This is a genomic window from Sphingomonas abietis, from assembly GCF_027625475.1.
Lineage (GTDB): Bacteria > Pseudomonadota > Alphaproteobacteria > Sphingomonadales > Sphingomonadaceae > Solisphingomonas > Solisphingomonas abietis.
This window is the reverse complement of record NZ_CP115174.1, coordinates 3,971,307-3,993,191: the sequence shown is the minus strand read 5'-3', so window position 1 is coordinate 3,993,191 and position 21,885 is coordinate 3,971,307. Positions and strand designations below refer to the sequence as shown.

The 21,885-nt window shown below is 65.6% G+C and carries 24 protein-coding genes and 1 tRNA gene; 12 read left to right on the top strand and 13 right to left on the bottom strand.

The genetic code is table 11. The features are described from left to right. Nucleotides 1-11 precede the first annotated feature (11 nt). From PBT88_RS18770 to PBT88_RS18760, 3 genes are all read right to left on the bottom strand, one after another. Nucleotides 12-329, bottom strand: coding sequence for a hypothetical protein (locus PBT88_RS18770; protein ID WP_270076816.1), 318 nt, complete (start codon nucleotides 327-329; stop codon nucleotides 12-14). Nucleotides 330-425: 96 nt separating this feature from the next. Further along, nucleotides 426-1,838, bottom strand: a complete 1,413-nt coding sequence (glnA, locus tag PBT88_RS18765; protein WP_270076815.1) for a type I glutamate--ammonia ligase — start codon at nucleotides 1,836-1,838, stop codon at nucleotides 426-428. A 48-nt stretch (nucleotides 1,839-1,886) separates the two neighbouring features. Further along, nucleotides 1,887-2,225 (bottom strand): P-II family nitrogen regulator, encoded by a 339-nt coding sequence (locus PBT88_RS18760; RefSeq protein WP_270076814.1) that lies wholly within the window; start codon nucleotides 2,223-2,225, stop codon nucleotides 1,887-1,889. A gap of 280 nt (nucleotides 2,226-2,505) precedes the next feature. On the opposite strand from PBT88_RS18760, the gene PBT88_RS18755 reads away from it, so the two are divergent. After that, on the top strand, nucleotides 2,506-3,246 hold the full coding sequence (locus PBT88_RS18755; RefSeq protein ID WP_270076813.1) for a phosphocholine cytidylyltransferase family protein: 741 nt from the start codon (nucleotides 2,506-2,508) through the stop codon (nucleotides 3,244-3,246). Here the strand turns inward: PBT88_RS18755 and PBT88_RS18750 are convergent. After that, a complete protein-coding gene (locus tag PBT88_RS18750) occupies nucleotides 3,243-3,674 on the bottom strand; it encodes an HIT family protein (protein WP_270076812.1) in 432 nt (143 codons plus the stop codon). The genes PBT88_RS18755 and PBT88_RS18750 overlap by 4 nt on opposite strands. Beyond that, nucleotides 3,671-4,798, bottom strand: a complete 1,128-nt coding sequence (locus PBT88_RS18745; protein ID WP_270076811.1) for a CDP-alcohol phosphatidyltransferase family protein — start codon at nucleotides 4,796-4,798, stop codon at nucleotides 3,671-3,673. The genes PBT88_RS18750 and PBT88_RS18745 overlap by 4 nt, the downstream gene beginning before the upstream one ends. Nucleotides 4,799-4,848: 50 nt before the next feature. Here PBT88_RS18745 and PBT88_RS18740 point away from each other — a divergent pair, with 50 nt between their 5' ends. Then, entirely contained in the window at nucleotides 4,849-5,553 is a 705-nt protein-coding gene (locus PBT88_RS18740) for an endonuclease V (protein ID WP_270076810.1), read from the top strand. A 51-nt stretch (nucleotides 5,554-5,604) separates the two neighbouring features. Here PBT88_RS18740 and PBT88_RS18735 read toward each other — a convergent pair whose 3' ends face one another. Both PBT88_RS18735 and map read right to left on the bottom strand, forming a co-directional pair. Then, nucleotides 5,605-6,156 (bottom strand): peroxiredoxin, encoded by a 552-nt coding sequence (locus tag PBT88_RS18735; protein WP_270076809.1) that lies wholly within the window; start codon nucleotides 6,154-6,156, stop codon nucleotides 5,605-5,607. 23 nt (nucleotides 6,157-6,179) lie between these two features. After that, entirely contained in the window at nucleotides 6,180-7,007 is an 828-nt protein-coding gene (map, locus tag PBT88_RS18730) for a type I methionyl aminopeptidase (RefSeq protein WP_270076808.1), read from the bottom strand. Between the two features lie 47 nt (nucleotides 7,008-7,054). Between map and PBT88_RS18725 the strand changes: the two genes are divergently transcribed. Continuing rightward, on the top strand, nucleotides 7,055-7,813 hold the full coding sequence (locus tag PBT88_RS18725) for a competence/damage-inducible protein A (RefSeq protein WP_270076807.1): 759 nt from the start codon (nucleotides 7,055-7,057) through the stop codon (nucleotides 7,811-7,813). A gap of 56 nt (nucleotides 7,814-7,869) precedes the next feature. Here PBT88_RS18725 and PBT88_RS18720 read toward each other — a convergent pair. Then, a tRNA-Gly gene (locus tag PBT88_RS18720) sits at nucleotides 7,870-7,943 on the bottom strand. A gap of 261 nt (nucleotides 7,944-8,204) precedes the next feature. Between PBT88_RS18720 and PBT88_RS18715 the strand changes: the two genes are divergently transcribed. The 3 genes from PBT88_RS18715 to PBT88_RS18705 all read left to right on the top strand — a co-directional run bounded on the left by PBT88_RS18715 (nucleotide 8,205) and on the right by PBT88_RS18705 (nucleotide 10,187). Beyond that, entirely contained in the window at nucleotides 8,205-8,801 is a 597-nt protein-coding gene (locus PBT88_RS18715) for a hypothetical protein (RefSeq protein ID WP_270076806.1), read from the top strand. 158 nt (nucleotides 8,802-8,959) lie between these two features. Next, nucleotides 8,960-9,271, top strand: coding sequence for a hypothetical protein (locus tag PBT88_RS18710; RefSeq protein WP_270076805.1), 312 nt, complete (start codon nucleotides 8,960-8,962; stop codon nucleotides 9,269-9,271). A gap of 181 nt (nucleotides 9,272-9,452) precedes the next feature. After that, nucleotides 9,453-10,187, top strand: a complete 735-nt coding sequence (locus PBT88_RS18705) for a hypothetical protein (protein WP_270076804.1) — start codon at nucleotides 9,453-9,455, stop codon at nucleotides 10,185-10,187. Between the two features lie 235 nt (nucleotides 10,188-10,422). Here PBT88_RS18705 and PBT88_RS18700 read toward each other — a convergent pair whose 3' ends face one another. Then, nucleotides 10,423-10,662: a hypothetical protein gene (locus PBT88_RS18700; protein ID WP_270076803.1), complete on the bottom strand. Its 240-nt coding sequence runs from the start codon at nucleotides 10,660-10,662 to the stop codon at nucleotides 10,423-10,425. 458 nt (nucleotides 10,663-11,120) lie between these two features. On the opposite strand from PBT88_RS18700, the gene cyoA reads away from it, so the two are divergent. From cyoA to cyoD, 4 genes are read left to right on the top strand one after another with little or no spacing between them, the layout of a single operon-like run. Then, nucleotides 11,121-12,032 (top strand): ubiquinol oxidase subunit II, encoded by a 912-nt coding sequence (gene cyoA / locus PBT88_RS18695; protein WP_270076802.1) that lies wholly within the window; start codon nucleotides 11,121-11,123, stop codon nucleotides 12,030-12,032. A 4-nt stretch (nucleotides 12,033-12,036) separates the two neighbouring features. Continuing rightward, on the top strand, nucleotides 12,037-14,022 hold the full coding sequence (cyoB, locus tag PBT88_RS18690; RefSeq protein WP_270076801.1) for a cytochrome o ubiquinol oxidase subunit I: 1,986 nt from the start codon (nucleotides 12,037-12,039) through the stop codon (nucleotides 14,020-14,022). A 1-nt stretch (nucleotide 14,023) separates the two neighbouring features. Continuing rightward, nucleotides 14,024-14,656 (top strand): cytochrome o ubiquinol oxidase subunit III, encoded by a 633-nt coding sequence (gene cyoC / locus PBT88_RS18685; protein WP_270076800.1) that lies wholly within the window; start codon nucleotides 14,024-14,026, stop codon nucleotides 14,654-14,656. After that, nucleotides 14,653-15,009 (top strand): cytochrome o ubiquinol oxidase subunit IV, encoded by a 357-nt coding sequence (cyoD, locus tag PBT88_RS18680; RefSeq protein WP_270076799.1) that lies wholly within the window; start codon nucleotides 14,653-14,655, stop codon nucleotides 15,007-15,009. Before cyoC ends, cyoD begins: the two co-directional genes overlap by 4 nt. Before the next feature lie 84 nt (nucleotides 15,010-15,093). On the opposite strand, the gene PBT88_RS18675 is transcribed toward cyoD, so the two are convergent. Then, a complete protein-coding gene (locus tag PBT88_RS18675) occupies nucleotides 15,094-15,876 on the bottom strand; it encodes an SDR family NAD(P)-dependent oxidoreductase (RefSeq protein ID WP_270076798.1) in 783 nt (260 codons plus the stop codon). 105 nt (nucleotides 15,877-15,981) lie between these two features. Between PBT88_RS18675 and PBT88_RS18670 the strand changes: the two genes are divergently transcribed. Further along, nucleotides 15,982-16,878 (top strand): LysR family transcriptional regulator, encoded by an 897-nt coding sequence (locus PBT88_RS18670; RefSeq protein WP_270076797.1) that lies wholly within the window; start codon nucleotides 15,982-15,984, stop codon nucleotides 16,876-16,878. A 9-nt stretch (nucleotides 16,879-16,887) separates the two neighbouring features. On the opposite strand, the gene PBT88_RS18665 is transcribed toward PBT88_RS18670, so the two are convergent. Beyond that, the gene (locus PBT88_RS18665) at nucleotides 16,888-18,216 is read right to left on the bottom strand and encodes a carbohydrate porin (protein WP_407696477.1); all 1,329 of its coding nucleotides are present in this window, start codon (nucleotides 18,214-18,216) and stop codon (nucleotides 16,888-16,890) included. Between PBT88_RS18665 and PBT88_RS18660 the strand changes: the two genes are divergently transcribed. Next, complete coding sequence (locus PBT88_RS18660; protein ID WP_270076795.1) at nucleotides 18,206-18,358, top strand: hypothetical protein; 153 nt, start codon at nucleotides 18,206-18,208, stop codon at nucleotides 18,356-18,358. The genes PBT88_RS18665 and PBT88_RS18660 overlap by 11 nt on opposite strands. A gap of 279 nt (nucleotides 18,359-18,637) precedes the next feature. Here the strand turns inward: PBT88_RS18660 and PBT88_RS18655 are convergent, their stop codons facing one another. Beyond that, entirely contained in the window at nucleotides 18,638-20,968 is a 2,331-nt protein-coding gene (locus PBT88_RS18655; RefSeq protein ID WP_270076794.1) for a GH92 family glycosyl hydrolase, read from the bottom strand. 21 nt (nucleotides 20,969-20,989) lie between these two features. Continuing rightward, on the bottom strand, nucleotides 20,990-21,784 hold the full coding sequence (locus PBT88_RS18650) for a DODA-type extradiol aromatic ring-opening family dioxygenase (RefSeq protein ID WP_270076793.1): 795 nt from the start codon (nucleotides 21,782-21,784) through the stop codon (nucleotides 20,990-20,992). Nucleotides 21,785-21,885: the final 101 nt, after the last annotated feature.

Below are 21,885 nucleotides of genomic sequence, written 5' to 3'. Positions count from 1 at the left end.
CGGATCTTGCTTCAGCAGGGTTTGAACAGGCCCTTGGAATCCCGGCACAGTCGTCCGCGTCCGACCAGCGGCGGCTTTGCGGCTTTGGGTGGCCGGGCGGGCTCGGGGGACGAGGCGATCATGGCCGTCGCGCCGGACGCCGGGGCGGCCGGATCCGCGGGGGCGTCCGTTGGCCGTCCATGGTGCCGGGCCGGGCGAGGCGTGGGCGCGCCCGGCGGGCAGGGCGTGTAGAGCCCCTTCAGATCGTGGCAGAGCGGCGCCGCCGATGCCGTGGCGGCCATGATCGCGGACAGCGCGACGGTGGCGGCAAGCAGGATGAAGTGGCGCACGAGCGTCTCCGGCAGAGGGCGGAAACGCGAAGCGCCCGGAGGTTTCCCGCCGGGCGCCCGCATCTCTGTTCGATGTCTCCGATTGATCCCGAAGGATCAGTTGGAGTAGTACATGTCGAACTCGACCGGTGCTGGCGTCATCTCCCAGCGGGCGACCTCCGGCCACTTGAGTTCGAGATAGCTCTCGATCTGGTCCTCGGTGAACACGCCGCCCTTGGTGAGGAAGGCGTGATCGGCGGCCAGGCTGTCGAGCGCTTCGCGCAGCGAACCGCAGACGGTCGGGATTTCCTTCAGCTCCTCGGCCGGCAGGTCGTAGAGATTCTTGTCCATCGCCTCGCCGGGGTGGATCTTGTTCTCGATGCCGTCGAGGCCGGCCATCAGCAGCGCGGCATAGCAATAATAGGGGTTCGCCATCGCGTCCGGGAAACGGAACTCGACGCGCTTCGCCTTGGTGCCGGCACCATAGGGAATGCGGCACGAGGCCGAGCGGTTGCGCGCCGAATAAGCGAGCAGCACGGGGGCCTCATAGCCCGGCACCAGCCGCTTGTAGCTGTTGGTGGTCGGGTTGGTGAAGGCGTTGAGCGCCTTGGCGTGCTTGATCACGCCGCCGATGAAGTAGAGGCACATGTCGGACAGGCCGGCATAGCCGTCGCCGGCGAACAGCGGCTTGCCGCCATCCCAGATCGACATGTGGGTGTGCATGCCCGAGCCATTATCCTTGGCGATCGGCTTCGGCATGAAGGTCGCCGTCTTGCCGTAGGCCTGGGCCACCTGCCACACGACATATTTGTAGATCTGCATGCGATCGGCGGTGGTGACGAGCGTGCCGAAGGTCAGGCCGAGCTCGTGCTGGGCCGCCGCCACCTCATGGTGGTGCTTGTCGCAGGGCAGGCCCATTTCGAGCATGGTCGAGACCATCTCGGCGCGGATGTCGACGGCGCTGTCGACCGGCGCGACCGGGAAATAGCCGCCCTTGGCGCGCGGGCGATGGCCGAGATTGCCTTCCTCATACGCCTTGCCGGTGTTGGTCGGCAGCTCGATGTCGTCAAGCTTGTAGTAGGACGCATTGTAGGTCGTATCGAACTGCACGTCGTCGAACATGAAGAATTCGGCTTCCGGGCCGACATACACGGTGTCGCCGATGCCGAGCGTCTTCACATAGGCTTCGGCGCGCTTGGCCGTGGAACGCGGATCGCGCGAATAGAGCTCGCCGGTCGAAGGCTCGACGATGTCGCAGACGAGGATCAGCATCGGCGTCGCCGAGAAGGGATCGACCCACACCGCGTCCAGATCCGGCTTGAGGATCATGTCGGACTCGTTGATCGCCTTCCAGCCCTCGATCGAGGAGCCGTCGAACATGAAACCGTCGGTGAGTTCGTCTTCGCCGACCACACCCGAAACCATGGTCAGGTGCTGCCACTTGCCCTTGGGATCGGTGAAACGCAGATCGACCCATTCGATCTCCTGTTCCTTGATCAGCTTCAGAACGTCAGAGGCGCTGTTCGCCATAGTTGGGGGTGCCCTTTCCCGCTTTGTTGGAAATGTGGAGAGTGGAAATTAAACCGCGTCGCCGTCCCGCTCGCCGGTGCGGATGCGGATGGCGGTATCGACGGGGATGACGAAAATCTTGCCGTCGCCGATGCGCCCGGTCTGGGCGGCGTTCTGGATCGCTTCCACGACCCGGTCGGCCAGCCCGTCCTCGACGACGACCTCGAGCTTCACCTTGGGCAGGAAGTCGACGACATATTCGGCGCCCCGATACAGTTCGGTATGCCCCTTCTGCCGGCCGAAACCCTTCGCCTCGGTGACCGTGATGCCCGACACGCCCACCTCGTGCAGGGCCTCCTTCACCTCGTCCAGCTTGAAGGGCTTAATGATCGCTTCGATCTTCTTCATCTCGTGTGCGCTCCCTCCCCGGACGCAGGCGCTCCGGGTTCAATAAACGTGCCATGCGCGGACTCGCAAGCGGCCGGCGGCCCGCACGCGCAGCAATGTGCATGTCTGCCCGATCGATGGGCAAAAATCGACTCCATTGCCCGATTTTTGGGCAGCGCCCGATCCGGCGAAAGGCGCGGCCAATTCGCCCGTACAGGCCGAATCGTTCAGCCCCTCGCCTGCGCTCTTATGGGCAAGATTGCGCCTTCTCATGCAAGGGGGTTGCGGTTAGGGCGACAGGATGATTGATCGCGCCATCATCCTGAGCGCCGGGCAGGGCTCGCGCCTGCTTCCGCTCACCGCCGAACGCCCCAAATGCCTGATCGACTTTTCCGGCCGCACCCTGCTGGCCTGGCAGGTCGCCATGCTGTCCAACGCCGGGGTGACGCGGATCGATGTCGTCACCGGCTTCATGACCGACCTGGTGGAGGCGGAACTCGCGCGCCTGGCCCGGCCGGGGCTGACGCTGCGGACGCGCTTCAACCCCTTCTACAAGGTCGCCGACAATCTCGGCTCCTGCTGGATCGCGCGCGACGCGATGGATGGCGACTTCCTGATCCTCAACGGCGATACGTTGATTTCGCAGGAGATCGTGGAGCGCGTGCAGCAGGGCGGCGGCGCTTGGCCGATCGCCGTCACCGTCGATGCCAAGCCGCATTATGACAGCGACGACATGAAGGTCACGCGGATCGGCGGACGGCTCGCGGCGATCGGCAAGACGCTGACCGCCGAGCAGGCCAATGCGGAATCGATCGGCTTCCTCGCCTTCCGGGGCGAGGGCGTGGCACTGTTCCGCGATACCGTGGAGGCCTTCATGCGGACGCCCGCCGGGGTCGAGAACTGGTATCTCAAGATCATCGACGCGATCGCGCCGACCGGCAAGGTCGGCACCGTGTCGATCGAGGGGCTGGACTGGGCCGAGGTCGATTTCCTGAACGATATCGAGGCGGCAACGCTCCTGACCGATCGCTGGCTCGGTTAATCCGGCCAGCTGCCGCCGAGCCAGCCGACCAGATCCGCCACGGCGGCCGCGTCGAGGGTGATCGCGGCCCCGAGATCGGGCAGCTTCGGCCAGCCCGCATCGGTGAACACCGCGCCGCCGCGCGCCCGCGAGCCCTCGTAGCGCGGGATCACATGGAAGTGGACGTGCGGGTCCACCATCATCAGCATCAGATAATTGAGCTTGTCGTGCGACACTGCGGTGGCGAGCGCCGTCTCGATCGCGCGGGTGACGAGGGCGAGTTCGGCATGGGCCTCGGGCGGCAGGTCGCCGAACGCGGTCGCGTCCGATCGCGCGGCCAGCACCAGCGATCCCAGCGTCGGCTGGGCGGGGCGCAGCAGCACCAGCCAGTGCCGATATTCGCGGATCAGCGTGGCGGGATAGCCGAATTTCGTGATCGTCGCATTCATGCCGCCTGCTCCATCCAGCTGGTCAGCGCCCCGTGCCGTGCCCGCCACGCATAGGCCTGCACGAACTGGAGGGCATGGACGAGCAGCGATGCCACCGCCCACCATGCCACCGCCACCAGCCCGAGATCGGGCCGGCCGGCCGCCAGCGATACGAACAGGATCACCATGTTCGGGTTCCGTCGCGCGGTGATCAGCCGGAAATCGGTGTCGAACTTCCGCCAGACATGGATGTGCATCCCGAAGCGGCGCATGAAGACGCCCTCGATCAGCCGCTGGAGCGCATAGCTGCCCAGGATCATGCCGAGCACGATGGCGAAAGGCCGGCCGTCGAGCGGATGCGCGGTCGCCGCGGTGCCCCAGCCCCAGGCGAACCACCAGAAGGGCGGATGCACGATATCCACGCCATGATCGATGATGTTGCCCCACCAGGATGAGGTGACGGTGCAGCGTGCCAGCTTGCCGTCCACGGTATCCAGGATCATGAACAGGAAGCCGCAGGCCAGCCCCGTCCAGTAGCACCCGCCCGCGAACAGGAAGGTGGCGGCGATGCACAGTGCGATGCCGATGAAACTGACCATGTTGGGGGTCAGGCGGAGGCGGGCGGCGAGGCGGGTCAGCCCCAGCGCGATCTCCGGCCAGAGATATTTGGTGAGGATGTCGGTGACGCCCTTATAGGCGCCATAATAGCTCCTCCGCTCGGTCTCCTCGGCGGTGTCGGCGGTCAGCGGCTCGACGAACGGGCATTCGCGCTTGCGGAGGCGATGGTTGTAGAGGATCGGCCGCTGGTCGTAATCGATGACGGTGAGGCCTTTGCGGTCGCCGGGCGTTGTCGCCGGATCGGACCCTGCCGGCAGATGCACCAGCACCGTGCGGCCGCCGGAGACCAGCATCGTCGCGGGATTTTTCACGATATGGGCGAACCAGGCAGGATCGAAGGCGAAGGCGGTATCGGCCCACAGGATCGCGTCACCGGTCACGGGCGCCCGATCGGTGAGGACGCCGGCGGCGGTGGCGAGGCGCCGGATGCGCTCGGCATTGGTCAGGCCCCAGAAGCGGACGGGATTGTCGCCGCCGATGACAAGCGTGATGGGCCGGCTCGAGATCGCATTTCTCCCTCCGCGCAAACCTGCGCGCCAAAGACTGCTGCTATGGCGACTGGCGGGGCGACGCAAGCATGAGCGCCGATCCGGCACGCCGGCAGCGCTGGCTCCATCCTGCGGCCCTGGCGGACGCCGCCGTCGCCCAGCGCGAGATCGCCGAGGCCTGCGAAGTGCGGGATCGGATCGGCCCGGTGCGGATGGTGGCGGGAGCGGACACCTCGATGAAATGGCGCGATTCCCGGGGGCCGATCCACGCCGCGATCGCGCCGTTGTCCTGGCCGGACCGCACGCCGCTGCCGGCCGCGACGATCACCGACATTCCGCCCTTCGCCTATGTGCCGGGCTATCTCGGCTTTCGCGAGGCGCCGGCGTTGGTCGCGGCTTGGGAAAGGCTGCCGGAGAAACCCGCGATCCTGTTCGTCGATGGCCATGGCCGGGCCCATCCGCGCCGCTGCGGCATCGCCACGCATCTCGGCGTGCTGCTGGACGTGCCGACGGTGGGCGTCGCCAAGTCGATCCTGTGCGGGCGCATCGAGGGGGAACTGGGCGCGGAGCCCGGCGCCACCGCGCCCCTGATCGACTGTGACGAGGTGGTGGCGATGGCGGTGCGGACGCGCGTCCGATCGCTGCCCGTCTATATCGGCACCGGCCACCGCGTATCGCTCGACACGGCGGTGGCATGGGTGTTGCGGCTCAGCGAGGGGCGGCGCCTGCCGCTGACCACCCGCCTTGCCCATGATGCGGCGAACGCGGTGCGGCGGGGTCATGCGGGCGGCTGACCGCCCCGGCCATCACGACGTCCACCGTGACGACCGGGGCATGGGGCCGGGTCAGCCCTTCTTGTGGGCGGCCTTCCAGGCCTTCACCGCGTCCATCGTCTTCTCGACATGGCCGGCCGGATCCATCGCCGAATAAGCGAAGATCACCTTGCCGTCGGGGGCGATGACATAGCTGGTGCGGTTGGCGCGGGTGCTGGTCGCCAGCTTGACGTCATAGTCCGCGATCATCTGCGGCGTGGCGGCGGCGACTGCGAACTTGTTGCGGCATTCGGTGACCGAGAATTTGTCGAGCACGTCGATCGAATCCGCCGACACGCCGATCACGGTGGCGCCGAGCTTGTGGAAGCCGTCGGTCGCCTCGGCGAAGTCATGCGCCTCGATGGTGCAGCCCGAGGTGAAGGCGGCCGGATAGAAATAGAGCACCACCGGCCCCTTCTTCAGCGCCTTGGCGAGATCGAACGGCATCTCCTTGCCGGCGAGGCTTGCCTGGGTGGCGAAGGTGGGCGCCGTTGCGCCGACCGGCAGCGCTGCCATGGCGGGCGCCGTGAAGGCGAGGGCGGCGCAGGCGAGGGCCATGCGGCCGGGCAGGAGGCGCAGCGTCATCGATCATTCTCCGAACGGGAATTTCAGGCGTAGGGCGGGTGATCCAGCCCCATGGGACTCTTCGTGAAGATCTGGCATCCGGTTTCAGTGATGCCGATCGAATGTTCGAATTGTGCCGACAGCGAGCGATCGCGCGTCACCGCCGTCCAGCCATCGTCGAGCATCTTCACGTCGGGGCGGCCGATGTTGATCATCGGCTCGATCGTGAAGATCATGCCGGGCTTGAGCTCCGGCCCGGTGCCGGGCTTGCCGACATGCACCACCTCGGGCGCGTCGTGGAACACGCGGCCGACGCCATGGCCGCAGAAATCCCGCACCACGCCGTAGCGATGCTTCTCGGCATGTTGCTGGATGACATGGCTGACATCGCCGAGCCGGTTGCCGGGCTTGGCCTGCTCGATCCCCAGCATCAGGCATTCATAGGTCACGTCCACCAGCCGCTTCGCCTTGAGCGGCACGTCGCCGACCAGGAACATCCGGCTGGTGTCGCCGTGCCAGCCGTCCAGCACCGGCGTCACGTCGATATTGACGATGTCGCCGTCCTTGAGCGGCTTGGCGGCGGGGATGCCATGGCAGACGACATGGTTGATCGAGGTGCAGCAGCTCTTGGTATAGCCGCGATAGCCGAGCGTGCCGGGCACGCCGCCGGCGTCCAGGGTCATCCGGCGGACGATATCGTCCAGCGCTTCGGTGGTGACGCCCGGCACGACATGGGGGACGAGCGCGTCGAGGATCCGCGCGGCGAGCTGGCCCGCCGCCTGCATGCCCGCGAAGCCGGCTTCATCATACAGCTTGATGGCGCCGTCGCGCTCGATCACGTCATGGGCGGATACGGAGAGGTAGTTGGTCATGCGGCGTATATAGCGCTTGGGCCGCGCAAGCGCTATGGCGGGCCGCAATGGACGATACACGCATCTGGACCGCCGCGATCGCCGTGATCGGCGACGAGATTCTCTCGGGCCGGACGCAGGACCGCAATATCGCGCAGATCGCGCTGTGGCTGAACCTGCAAGGCATCCGCCTCGTCGAGGTGCGCGTCGTCGCGGACGATAGGGCGGCGATCGCCGAAGCGGTGACGACGCTGGCCGGGCGCAACGATTATCTGTTCACGACCGGCGGCATCGGGCCGACCCATGACGATATCACGGTGGATGCGATCGCCGCCGCTTTCGGGCTGGACGTGGTCGTCCACCCGCGCGCGCGCGCCATTCTCGAGGATTATTACGCCACGCGCGGCGGCGTCAACGAAGGCCGGCTGCGGATGGCGCGGGTGCCGGCCGGGGCCGAGCTGATCGAGAACCGCGTCTCGGGCGCGCCCGGCATCCGGCTCAACAACATCTTCATCCTCGCCGGCGTGCCGCACATCGCCGGCCAGATGATCGAGGCGCTGAGCGGCACCCTGGAAGGCGGCAAGCCTTTGCTGTCCGCAGTGTTGGGCAGCTGGGCGCCGGAAAGCGAGATCGCTGGCCTGCTGCTCGCCACCGAAAAGGCGCATGAGGGCTGCCAGATCGGCAGTTACCCCTTCTTCCGCGAAGGCCGTGTCGGCGCGAATTTCGTGATCCGATCGACCGAGCAGGACCGGCTCGACCGCTGTGTCGCCGATCTGGCAACGGCCCTGGCGCAAGCGGGCTACGAGACCACGCCGGGCGGAATCTAGACGACGGCCGCGATATCGCGATGCGGCGAAGCGCTTGGCGCCAGGCCAGCGATGAATGGAGCGGGTGAAGGGAATCGAACCCTCGTCGTAAGCTTGGGAAGCTTCTGCTCTACCATTGAGCTACACCCGCGAAAACAACGGCCTGGCGCTGTTTGAACCCATTGCGAACCCGCCGGCTGCCGTTCCGGCTTAGGGTTGGCGTGTGAGTTGCCGGTCAAGTGCCACGTCGGCAGCGCCGCCGTCAACGGGGATTCGGAGCAGGCGGCGGCGATGGACTTCCCATGGCGGCGCGGCCGGTTAAGGTCGGGGGTGGAGACCTATGCCCATGACATGTTCGCGACGACCGATCGAATTCGCCACCACCGTCCCGCAGTCGCGGCTTTGGCCTGGCATGCGGCCGGCATTCTTCGTTCTGCTCGGCGTCGCCGGCCTTGCAGCGGCCGGTCCTGCGCCGGCCCGTGATCCTGCGCCGCGTGATCTGGGCTCCTGGACGGTGGCACCCAGCACGGATGGCAAGGGCTGTTTCCTGACCCGGAGTTATGACGGCAATGGCGGCACGACGCTGCTGCTCGGCCTGGATGTCGACGGCGCCAACCGTCTTTCGGTTCTGAACGCGAACTGGTCGATCAAGGCGAAGCAGGCGCTGAAGCTGAATTTCCGCCTCTCCAACAGCAGCTATCCCGATCATTTCGCCGTCGGCATCGTCTCGGATGGCCAACAGGGGTTCGTCACCAGCTTCGGGATGAAGTTCCCGTCCTATGTCGCGACCTCGAAGGATCTGCGTATCTCCCGGGGCGACGTGCCGGTCGGGCGGTGGGATCTCGATGGCGCCGCCGCCGCCGTGGCCGCCCTGGAGCATTGCGTGGGCGATCTGCAGGTCGATCCCGCTGCCGCGCCGCACGGCAATGCGCCGCACCGGAAAAAATCTTCCGATGGCATCCCGAGCGATCCGTTCGCGCCCGCACCGCATGGCAGAAATCAGCCTTGAGACGAGGCCGCTTTGCGGTGAAATGACCCAAAAACAGGCTCTTTTTCGATCCATTTTCTATTGGGCGGAGAAGATGCACAGTCGAACAGAATCGGGATTGTCGGATGACCGCCGCTCGGCTTGCTTGTTTCAGTTGGTTAACGATTTGGAAGAAATATATGTCTGCTTTTGCGTCGAAATCCGCCCTCGCTTTGACGACTTTGGCCGGTGCGCTCTGCCTCGGTGGCTGCGCGACCAAATCCTATGTGCGCGAGCAGATCGCGCCGGTGAGCCAGCGGGTGAGCACGCTGGAGGCGAAGCTGCAGGAGACCGACGGCACGGCCAAATCGGCACTGGCCGAGGCACAGGCGGCATCGGGGCAGGCGCAGAATAATGGCCAGCGACTCGATCAGGTCAGCGGTCGGGTGGACGGCATCGACCAGCGCTTGACGGTGCAGGAGCAGAAGCGCGCCAAGCGCCCGCGTCATTGATCGCGCAGGATTGATCGCGGCAAGCGATCGTGCGCGGGGCGGCGGATGGTCGGCGCCGTGAATGCGATCACGGCCCGGCCATCGTGGTCCCGGCCATCGTCCGGCCAAAGTGATCGGGTCGTCTTTTCTGCATCGGTCGCCCCGGGTGGGGCGGCCGATGCGTTTCGAGTGATGGGTGTCGATGATCCATGTCTTGCGGGCGCTGGCCGGAGTCGCGCTGATCGTTCCGGCCGCTGTGGGCGCCCACCCTGCGACGCTTCACCCAGCAGCATCTCACCCAGCGGCATCTCATCCTGCCGCATCCGTGAAAAGAAAGGCGCCGAGCCACGCGCCGGCCGCCGCGCTGGTTCCTGCGGATGCGGCGCGACGGGTGATGGCATGGGTGGCGGCTTCGGGCGACAATCATGGCCTGCCCTGGGCGGTGGTCGACAAGGGCAATGCATCGCTTTTCCTGTTCGATCGCACGGGAAAGCAGGTCGCTGCGGTGCCGGTGCTGGTGGGCATCGCCGCGGGCGACGAGGCCACACCCGGAGTCGGCAGCAAGCGGCTGGCCGATCTCGGCCCGGCCGAGAAGACCACGCCGGCGGGGCGCTTCCTCGCCAGATTCGGTATGCCGGTAGAAGGGCATCGGGTGCTGTGGGTCGATTATGCCACGTCCGTGGCGCTCCATCCGATCCCGACCGACGTGGGGCCTGGGGAAAGGCGGCGCGAACGGCTGCTGTCCCCGTCGCCGGCCGACAATCGCATCACCTTCGGATGCATCAACGTGCCCGCGCTTTTCTACAGCCGTCTGCTGAGCCCGATGTTCGCGAAGAAGGGGGGCTATGTGTATGTCCTGCCCGACACCAAGCCGCTCGAACAGGTGTTTCCCCGCTTATGGGCTCAGGATGCTGCGGGCACGGCGGTGGCGGGCTAGGGCCGACCGTCATGCTGAACGTGTTTCAGCATGACGGTCGGCAACGAAACGATCACCCGATATCCCCCCCCATCCGAATGTCGATCGGCTCCAGTCGAGATCGGGACATTCCATGTCCCTTCACGTCGAAGCGCGACTCCGGGATGCCCCCGGCGAGGCCGGACAGGGGGCGTCCGGGCACGGCCACGCCTTCACGCCCGATGGGTCATCGGCGACAGGATTGGGGCGGCAAGCCTCAGTGGCGGCGTCGGTGCGCGATCCGATAGGCGGCAAGCGAGATGAGGTTCGGCGTCAGCCGGGGCGCGCGATGCTTCGGCCAGTTGATGCCGATCAGCACGGCCATCGCGCACAGCATGATGAAGAAACCGAGGGCCATAGTCTGCTCGCTCGGCACCGACGCACCTGCAGCAACGACGACAGTTCCCGCAAACAGAATGGTGCAACTCGCGGCATTGATTTTGGTAATCATGCTCATCGCTTCATCCTCTCTTGATTGACGCGGCCGGATTATTCAGGCTCTCATCTGAAAACCATTCTTGGCCTTTTTTCGGATTTTGTCACGTCGCGTAAAATCCCCCTAATCCGCCATTCTTGTGCTTGCGTCTGCCGAATCGTGGCGGGCGGTCAGGCGGTCGACGAATGATGCCGTCCGCCGAGGGGCGTTTTGCGCTGGCATTGGTCCCTGGACGCATGGAGGCCTGCCGAATGCCATAAAGTCAGCTTGACGTTTTGGTAAGGTGCATTAGTTGCACGCTGCGGTGCAAAAACGTGAATTGAAAAAATCATTGATCCGGGTCAACGGGGCGAGCCATGGAACAAGTCAATCGACGTTGCGCGGCCAGCAGGGTCTTGGCGGTGCCATAGGCCGCAGGAAAACCGCCCACAGCTGATCGCGGGCGCCGATGCCCGCTCTTCTCCGACTGGTTGGACCTGATGATCCGAAGCACTTCCCGCGCCCTGGCGGCGCGCATTCTCCCTCTCACCCCGCTGCTGCTGTTGGGCGGCTGTTCGTGGGATCTGTTCGATCCCGCCGGCGCGATCGCCGTCGAGAATCTCCACACCACTTTGTGGGCGACGGCGCTGATGCTGATCGTCGTGATCCCGGTGATCGTGATGACGCTTGCGTTCGCGTGGCGTTATCGTTCGAGCAACACGGCTGCAGACTATGCGCCCGAATGGTCGCATTCCAACCGGATCGAGGTCGTGATCTGGGTGGTTCCGGCCCTGATCGTGCTCTCCCTGGCGGTGATCTGCTATCGCACGACCCACGATCTGGACCCCTATCGCCCGATCGCGTCGAGCCAGAAGCCGCTCGAGGTTCAGGTCGTTGCGCTCGATTGGAAGTGGCTGTTCATCTATCCCGAGCAGGGCGTCGCCTCGGTGAACGAGCTGGCGATGCCGGTCGATCGTCCGGTCCATTTCACGATCACGTCGGACGGGGTGATGAACAGCTTCTTCATCCCCAAGCTCGGCACCCAGGTCTATGCGATGGCGGGCATGCAGACCCAGCTGAGCCTGATCGCCAACAAGGCCGGCACCTATAAGGGCATCTCCGCAAACTTCTCGGGCGACGGTTTCGCCGACATGGGCTTCGAGGCCAAGGCGACCGACCAGCAGGGCTTCGATGCGTGGGTGAAGCAGGCCAAGGCGAGTTCTGCCTCGCTCGATGCCGGCGGTTATGCCGCGCTGGCCCAGCAGAGCCATCATGATCCGGTGCGCGTCTACGGCAATGTCGCGCCGCAGATGTTCCAGACCGTGCTGACCAAAGACATGAACCACGCCGCCGCCGGCCAGCCCCAGGCTGCCGACATGAATGGCATGCCGATGCCGGCGAAGCAGGACTGAACCGATGGATATGAGTCTGATTTTCGGCAAGCTCACACTGAGCTCCCTTCCTCTCGACAACCCCATCGTGATGGGGGCCACCGGCTTCATGGGCCTGGTGGTGCTCGGCGTGCTCTATTTGATCCACGCCAACAAATTCTGGGTGCCGCTGTGGAAGGACTGGCTGACGTCGGTCGACCACAAGAAGATCGGCATCATGTATCTGATCCTGGCCCTGGTGATGCTGCTGCGCGGCTTCTCGGACGCGATCATGATGCGGACCCAGCAGGCGATCGCCGCCGGCGGCGCGCAGGGTTATCTGCCGCCTGACCATTTCGACCAGATCTTCAGCGCCCATGGCGTGATCATGATCTTCTTCGTCGCGATGCCCTTCGTGATCGGCCTGATGAACGTCGTTGTGCCGTTGCAGATCGGCGCGCGCGACGTGGCCTTCCCGTACCTCAACTCGCTGAGCTTCTGGCTGACCGTGTCGGGTGCGCTGCTGGTCAACATCAGCCTCGCGATCGGCAATTTCGCCCGCGCCGGCTGGCTGGCCTATCCGCCGCTCAGCGAGCTGCAATTCTCGCCTGACGCCGGCATGGATTATTATATCTGGGCGCTCCAGATCTCGGGCATCGGCACCACGCTGGCCGGTGTGAACTTCATCACCACCATCCTGAAGATGCGCGCACCGGGCATGACCCTGATGCGTATGCCGGTGTTCACCTGGACGTCGCTCTGCACCAACATGCTGATCGTCGCCGCCTTCCCGATCCTCACCGTCACGCTCGCACTCCTGACCCTCGATCGCTATCTCGGCTTCCACTTCTTCACGGTGGATCATGGCGGCAACCCCATGAACTACGTGAACCTGATCTGGATGTGGGGTCACCCGGAGGTCTACATTCTCGTCCTCCCGGTGTTCGGCGTGTTCTCGGAAGTGACCGCGACCTATTCGGGCAAGCCGCTGTTCGGCTACACCTCGATGGTCTACGCGACCATGGCGATCGCCGGCCTGTCCTTCATCGTGTGGCTGCACCACTTCTTCACGATGGGATCGGGCGCCAGCGTCAACACCTTCTTCGCCACGACGACGATGATCATCTCGGTGCCCACCGGCGTGAAGATCTTCAACTGGCTGTTCACCATGTACAAGGGCCGGGTCCGCATGGACCTGCCGATGATGTGGACCATCGCCTTCATGGTGACCTTCACCATCGGCGGCATGACCGGCGTGATGCTGGCGCTCCCGGGTGCCGACTTCGTGCTCCACAACTCGCTGTTCCTGATCGCCCATTTCCATAACGTGATCATCGGCGGCGTGCTGTTCGGCTGCTTCGCGGCGATGAACTACTGGTTCCCGAAGGCCACCGGCTTCTTCCTCAACGAGCGCCTGGGCAAATGGTCCTTCTGGTGCTGGGTGATCGGCTTCTACGTCGCCTTCATGCCGCTCTACGCCTTGGGCTTCATGGGCGCGACCCGTCGCCTCCAGCATTATGCCGATCTCGCCTGGCAGCCCTATTTCGTCGTGGCCTGCTGTGGCGCGGTGCTGATCATGTTCGGCATCATCTTCCAGGTCGCCCAGATCCTCGTCTCGATCCGCGATCGTCACGAGAATCGCGATCTCACCGGCGATCCGTGGAACGGGCGCACGCTGGAATGGTCGACCGCATCGCCGGCCGCCTATTACAACTTCGCCCAGACGCCGCATGTCGAGGCGCTCGACGCCTGGCACGACATGAAGCGGAAGGGCATCTCGCCGACGCCGACCACCTTCCACCCGATCCACATGCCCCGCAACACCTGGGCGGGTCCGGTGATCGGCATCCTGTCGCTGCCGTTCGGTTTCGGCATGATCTGGCACGTCTGGTGGATGGCTGGCCTCTTCTTCGTCGCAATGATCGGTTCCGCCATCGTCCATTCGTTTGACCAGGATCGCGATTACTACGTCCCCGCCGAAGAAGTGGCGGAGATCGAGGCTCGCAATGCCGCACTTGCCGAGGCTGCCTGACATGACCAGCGCCACCATTGATACCCACGGTTCCGGCCACGGTGGTCATCACGACCACCATGAGGAACATCACGACCAGTTCGGGTCGGTCCAGCTCGGTTTTTGGATCTACCTGATGAGCGATTGCGTCATCTTCTCGGGCCTGTTCGCCACCTATGCGGTGATGTCCCAGGCGTTCGCCGGTGGCCCGACGCCGCACACGATCTTCGAACTGCCCTATGTGGCCGTCGAAACTGCGCTGCTGCTGCTCTCCTCGCTCACCTACGGTCTGTCGATGATCGCGGCTCACAAGGGCTCGAAGAACGGCACGCTTGCCTGGCTGTTCCTCACCGCGCTGTGCGGCGTCGGCTTCATCGGCATGGAGATCAACGAGTTCACCACGCTGATCCACGAGGGCTTCGGCCCGGATCGCTCCGGCTGGCTCTCGTCCTTCTTCGCGCTGGTCGGCACCCACGGCCTCCACGTGACCTCGGGTCTGATCTGGATGACTCTGATGATGGTCCAGGTCGCCACCCGCGGCCTGACCGAGACCAACATCCGGCGCCTGACCTGTCTCTCGCTGTTCTGGCACTTCCTCGACGTGGTGTGGATCGGCGTGTTCAGCTTTGTCTATCTGATGGGAGTTGCGGCATGAGCGGCGGCCACGACACGCACGGCCATGGGCCGAATATCGGGCATGCCCCGGTGGGCAAGGCCTATGCGGTAGGCTTTGTGCTGGCGGTGATCCTCACCGTCATTCCCTTCGCCGCGGTGATGAAGGGCCTGGTGACCGGGGGACAGGCCGCGGGCTTGATCATGGGCCTCGGCGCGATCCAGATCCTGGTCCATCTGCGCTACTTCCTGCACATTGACGGCAAGACCGATCACTGGACGTTGCAGGCGCTGTTCTTCACGCTGTTCGTGCTCGCCATCGTGCTCGGCGGTTCGGTCTGGGTGATGTACCATCTCAACACCAACATGATGCCGATGATGCCCAGCGACGGCTGAGCCTCCCGACATCGACCATGAAAAAGGGCCGCGCTCCGATCGGGAGCGCGGCCCTTTTGCTATCCCGGTCAGATGGTCAGGCGGTCAGGCGATCGTCGGGACGATGCCGCCTTCGGCCCGGATCGCGGCGCCGTTGGTGACGGCGGCGAGCGGACTCGCCAGGAAGGCGACCATCGCGCCGATCTCGTCGGCCTCGATGAAGCGGCGGATCAGCGAGAGCGGACGCATCTTCTGGAAGAACAGAGCCTCGGCCTCTTCATCCGACTGGGCCTCGGGCAGCACGCTCTTCACGAAATCGACGATGCCTTCCGAGCGCGTCGGCCCGGGCATCACCGAATTGACCGTCACGCCGGTGCCCTTGGTCTGCTCGGCCAGCCCGCGCGCGATGGCGAGCTGCGCGGTCTTGGTCATGCCATAGTGGATCATCTCGGCAGGGACGACGAGCGAGCTTTCGGACGAGATGAAGATCACCCGGCCCCAATCCTTCGCCAGCATCTGCGGGAAATAGTGGCGGGTGAGCCGCGCGCCGGAGACGACGTTGACCTCGAACAGATGATGCCAGTCGGCATCGCTGATCTCGGTGAACGGCTTGGCCTCGTAGATGCCGAGATTGTTGACCAGGATGTCGGCCTCCGGCGCGGCGGCGATCAGCGCCGCAGCCCCCTCGGCGGTGGCGACGTCGGCCAGCACGGCGCGCACCGTGCCGCTCTTGGCGATGCGGGCGGCGGCCTCGTCCAGCTTGGCCTGGCTGCGGCCGCTGATCACGACGTCCGCGCCTTCCGCGGCGAGCCGCTCGGCGATGGCGAAGCCGATGCCCGCGGTCGATCCGGTGACGATCGCGGTCTTGCCCTTCAATTGCAGGTCCATGGAACACTCCTCGTTGCTGTCGAGGCCTAGTTAGGCATGGCGCGGCAGGGTGATTAGTTCCTGAGAATACATTATAGAAGTTCTTCGCAATCATGGATCGTTATGATGGACAATCGTATCGGCGAGATGGAGACGTTCCTGGCGGTGGCGCGCGGCGGCAGCTTCGCGGCGGCGGCCAAGGCGCTGCGGCTGACGCCATCCGCGGTGAGCCGATCGATCGCCCGGCTGGAGGCGCGGCTCGGCACCGTGCTGATCCGCCGCACGACGCGCGCGCTCGCGCTGACTGCGGAGGGCGAGGCCTATCGCGACCGGGTGGCGGGGGTGCTCGCGGAGATCGACGCGATCGAGGCCAGCATCGGCCGCGCCGAGGAGGTGCCGCGCGGCAAGCTCAGGATCAACGCCTCGGTGCCGTTCGGCACGGTCGCGCTGATCCCGATTCTGCCGCGCTTCTGCGCCGCCTACCCGGACGTGACGATCGATCTGGCGCTAACCGACACGCTGGTCGATCTTGTCGGCGAGCGGGCGGACATCGCGATCCGCATCGGGCCGCTGCGCGACACCAGGCTGCGCGCCAAGAAACTGGGGCGCAGCGCGATGGTGCTGGCGGCGAGCCCCGCTTATCTCGCGCAGGCCGGGATACCCGCTCACCCCGGCGAGCTCGCGCATCACCGCCTGCTCACCTTCAGCTTCCGCCGTTCGCTGGATAGCTGGCCGTTCCGGATCGGCGGCAGGCTGGTGCAGCAGCCGGTCGAGGGCGCGTTCCTCGGCAATTCGGGCGAGGTGGTGCGGATGATGGCGGTGGCCGGCGGCGGCATCGCGCGCCTGGGCCGTTTCCACGCCGCCGCCGATCTCGCCGCCGGGCGGCTGGTGCCGGTGCTCGACGCCTTCAACGCCGGCGACAGCGAGGACATCCATGCGCTCTATGTCGGCCACGAGCCGCCGTCGCTCCGGGTGCGCGCCTTCCTCGATTTCCTCGAGGCGGATCTGGTGCTGGCGGGGTAGGCGCGGGGCTCAGAATGCGGTGTGGACGCGCACGGCGAACACGTTGGCCGGTCCCCGGTCGCGATTATAGCCGGGGTTGCGGACGATCTGATAGTCGAACGAGACCTCGAGCGGTTTCACCGGCTTCCAGACATAGTCCACTTCGCCGATCGCCTCGGCGCCGGGGTGGGGCAGGCGGCCGTCGCCGACCAGCACGCCGATGCCGCCCGCATCGAGATAGCGCTCATGCGTCCTGGAGATGCCGTTGACCACGGCGGCGATGCCGATCGTGTCGCTCTTGCGACCCCAGCCGGCGCCATCGATCGCGATGCCGGCCGAGGCGGTGCGATCGATGTCGGTGAAGTCATAGGGCTCGATCTGGCCATTGGCGACACCCGCCCGGGCGAAGACGCCGATGCTGTCGGTGACGGCCTGCTCGATGTTGATCGACGCGCCGAGCCGGGTGCGCCGGCCACGGACCAGCGCGGTGTCGGGCGCCGTGCCGGTGGCGGACGCGAGGGCGAGGGCATCGTCGAACCGGCCGAAATTGCCGCGATTGCGGAACAGCGTCACCCGGACGGCACCGTCGTGCCCGGCGATCTGGTGGCGATGCTCGACCTCGACATCGATCTGATACTGGCCGAACCCGGTTTCGAGCGTCTCGCCATTGGGAATCTTGGAGAGGTTGAAGCCACCCGCCCGCAACGCCCAGGCGCCCTGATACCATTCCGCCGCGATGCCGGTGCTGTAGCCCCAGGCATCCGCCGCATAATCGAAGCTGCCCGCATCGACGAGCGACCAGTTCAGGAAATCGCCGCGCGGATCATGGGCATATTTGTTGGTGTCGAAGATGTCGCCGACGCCGAACTTGCCGGCGGTGACGACGATCCGGTTGGCGCTGTGCGTCCCCGCGAACTGGTTGGCCTCGCCCTCGGTCGTCTCGGTCTCGCCACCGAGATCGATGGTCTGGCGGAGGAAGGCGCGCTGCAGCCGGAAATAGGGATGCTTCTTGCCGACCTTATAGGCTTCCGCGCTCGGGAAGCCGGCGACGCCCAGCGTGTTGGACAGGCCGAATCCCTGGTCCATCTCCGGGTTGATCCAGATTTCGGCGCCCTTCCATGGCCGCACGCCGACGAACAGGGTGGCGTCGATCGTCTCCTTGCGCTGGTGGGGCGTCAGGCTGTTGGTGCCGGCATAAGGCGAGGAGAAACCCGGTGTCCCTTGCAGCACGAAGGTCGCCTGACCGTGCACGGCCAGCCAATTGGGCAGCAGCGGCGCGGTGTCGCCGGCGCGGCCTGCGACCGGAACGAGCGCGACGGCGCCCGCGATCAGCGCGAGGGAGATTCGCATGGAAGTCATTCCGATCGATGGTCAGGCAGTCATCGGGATGAAAGCGATCCCAATATCGCCGCGGCCTCTGGCGGTTCGCTTTGCCTGCGTCAAGTCCGGCGGCAATGATCCGCGAATGATCGGAGAATGGATGGGGATAAAGGGGTTATGATATCTTGTTGCCTGGCGATATCGGCGACACTTATATTACAGGTCGTCTGTCCCGCGGATTGCCCTTGGCCGACGGCGCTTCACGGATGCCCGGCACGGAGCTCCCGAGGAGCCCCGTCCGAAGCCAGGGCTTCTCTTGTAGGATTTCGTCTGTCAGACTGCTGCCGAGCCGGGGGCTTCGGGGCGCTCTCGGTCAGCGCGGCATGATGCGAAAAGGTCTTTTTTTCGGTCCGGTGGCTGTCAACTTTGTCAACTTCGCGTGCGGCGGCTTCGCTCCCCCTCAATAGCCGCTCATCGAGAAGGGCCGATCCGCCTTGGCCGTCGCCCATGTCTTGTTGGGCGTGGCCGACATGACGAAGCGCAGCTCGCCGCCCGCTTCGATCTCGGCATGGGTAATATAGCCCTTTTCCAGCGGCTTGCCGTTGAGCAGCACCGTGCCGACATAGGGGTGCTCGTCGCCGAGGCCCTCCGTGATCACGGCAAAATGGCGGCCATTGGGCAGGTTCAGCGTCGCATGATCCACGAACGGGCGGCCGATCACATATTGGAGGCTGCCCGGCGTCACCGGGTAGAAGCCGAGCCCGGTGAACATCAGCCATGCCGACATCTGGCCGAGATCGTCATTGCCCTCGAACCCGTCCGGCGTCGGCTTGTACTGGCTGTCGACGATCTGCTTGAGCCGCTCCTGCGTCCGCCACGGCTGGCCGGCATAGCTGTAGAGATAGGCGACCGAGTGGCTCGGCTCGTTGCCGTGGATATATTGTCCGATCAGCCCGGCAATGTCCTCCGACGACGAATAATCGAGCTTGCTGTTGTCGTAGCCGAACATCGCGTCGAGCTTGGCGACGGTCTTGGCATCGCCGCCCAGCGCGCGGATCAGGCCGCCTTCGTCCTGCGGCATGAACCAGCTATATTGCCACGCATTGCCCTCGGTATAGTCGGAGCCGTACTGGATCGAGACCGGATCGAAGGGCGCGCGGAGCTGGCCGTTGGACAGGCGCGCGCGGACCCAGCCGGTCTTGGCGTCGAAGCCGTTGCGCCAGTTGCCGGCACGCTTCGCGAAGGTCGCCGCGATGTCGGCCTTGCCCATCTTCCTGGCCATCTGCGCGATGGTCCAGTCGTCATAGGCATATTCGACCGTCTTGGAGGCAGCCTCGGGCTCCTTGTCGATCGGCACGTAGCCGAGCTTCATATAGTCGCCGAGCCCGCCATAGGGCGCGTAGGTGGCGCTCGCGACCATCGCCTTCAGCGCCTCGTCCGGATCGAAGCCACCAATGCCCTTCAGATAGGCGTCGGCGATCACCGGCACCGCATGATAGCCGATCATGCACCAGGTCTCGCGCCCCTGATATTGCCAGACGGGCAGGATGCCGAACGGACTCTCCTTCTGGCTCTCGACCAGCGAGCGGATGAAGTCCGCATTCCGCCGTTCGGGCTGGATGATGGTGAGCAGCGGATGTTCGGCGCGGAACGTATCCCACAGCGAGAAGGTCGAGTGGAAGGTGAAGCCCTCGGCCTTGTGGACGGCATTGTCGGTGCCGCGATAGCGGCCATCGCTGTCGCTCGCCACCGAGGGCGCGAGCAGCGCGTGGTAGAGTGCGGTGTAGAGATTGGTCTTCATCGCCGCCGGTGCGTCGAGATCGACGGTGCCGAGCGCCTGTTCCCACGCTGCCTTGGTCTTCGCGCGGATCGCGTCGAAATCGCCGGGTTCGCTGTCGAGATTGGCGATCGCCCCGGCCTCGTCGACCGACGAGATCGCGACCTTGGCCTCCAGCGGCCTGGACAGGGCGCCGAAATCGAACCGCGCGACGATCGCGCGTCCCTGGAGTTCGGCGAGATCGGTCGTGCCGCGCCCCGGCCCCTGGAAGCCCTTGTAGGCGACATCGGTCTCGGTGCTGACCAAGGCGTGATCGGTGAGCGGGGCCGAAAAGCGCATCGCGAAGCAGAGGATGCGATCGGGCGCCCAGCCGCGCGTCTGGCGGCAGCCGGTCACGGTCCCGTCCGGCCGCAGCCGGATCGAGGACCACAAGGTCTTGCCCGGATAATTGTAGAACGACGTCCGCAGATCGAACACCAGATGCGCGGCCTTGCCCGCCGGGAAGGCGTAGCGATGGACGCCGACGCGTGTGCCGGCCGTCATCTCGGCGCGGACGCCCGGATCGGCGAGCGTTACCGCATAATAGCCGGGATGCGCCTCCTCGGTCTTGTGGTCGAAGCGCGAGCGGTAGCCCGAGCCGGGCCTGGCCGGATCGCCGGGTTCCAGCGGCACGGTGTCGCCCGAAACCGGCATGACGAGGAAATCGCCGAGGTCGCTATGCCCGGCGCCGGAGAAATGGGTGTGGCTGAAGCCCTGGATGGTCGGGTCGCCATATTGGTAGCCGGCGGCATGGGCGTAGCAGGCGCGGATGACGCAGCTGGTGTCGGTGTCGGGCGACAACTGCACCATGCCGAACGGCGCGGAGGCGCCGGGATAGGTGTGGCCGCCGCCGCTGGTCCCGATCATCGGATCTACCGCGTCATAACCCGGCGACGCGAGCGCCGGCGCGGCGAGGACCAGCGTGATCGCGGAAAAGGCGGCGGCGGCGAGGGCGCGGGAGGATATAGGGGCCATGCCCGCCCTTGGAGCATAGCCTCAGGCGAAGCGGAAGCCCGAGATCGCCGTCTCCATCACCAGTTCGCCATAGACTCGCTCGCCCGCCGCGTCGCTGGCGCCGGCTGCGACCATCAACGGCAGCAGATGCTCCTCGCGCGGGTGGGAGAAGCGGCCGGCGGGGGCATCGGCCCAGCGTAGCAGGGCGTCGGATCGCGACCCCGCTTCGGCCGTCGCCGCCGCTGCGAGCCAGCTGTCGAACTGTCGCGAGGGTTCGGTGGATGCGGGGCGCCCGTAGCCGCGCATATTGTGAAAGCTCATGCCCGCGCCGATGATCAGCACGCCTTCGTCCCGCAACGGGGCGAGCGCGCGGCCGGCGGCGAGATGCTCGGCGGGATCGAGGCGAAGATCGGTCGACATCTCCACCACCGGGATGTCGGCATCCGGGAACGCGACCTTGAGCGGTACGAACACGCCATGATCGAGCCCGCGCGTCGCGTCGAGGCTGGTGGTCATGCCCGTTGCCGCCAGCAGCCCCGCCGCCTTCGCCGCCAGCGCCGGATCACCGGGGGCGGGATAGGTCAGTTGATAGGTGTGCGGTGGAAAGCCGTAATAGTCGAACAGCAGTCCGGGTCGGGCGGCGGCGGTGAAGGCGAAGCCCTCCGTCTCCCAATGACCCGATACGATCAGGATCGCCGTCGGCCGTGCCGGCAGCAGCGTCGGCAGATCCCGCAGGAAGGTTTCCATCCCCGTCCAGATGCCGCGGGGATCGTCCATGAAGAAGCAGGGGCCGCCGCCATGCGGAATATAGAGGCTGGGCTGGCGGGCTTGGGTCATGCAGGTCTCCGTGAATCGGTTCGCCGGCGATATGGGTTTTGTCATCGAGGCGCGCCACCCTAGGGTGCGATCCGAAGGAGAAAAGCATGGCGAGGGCAAAT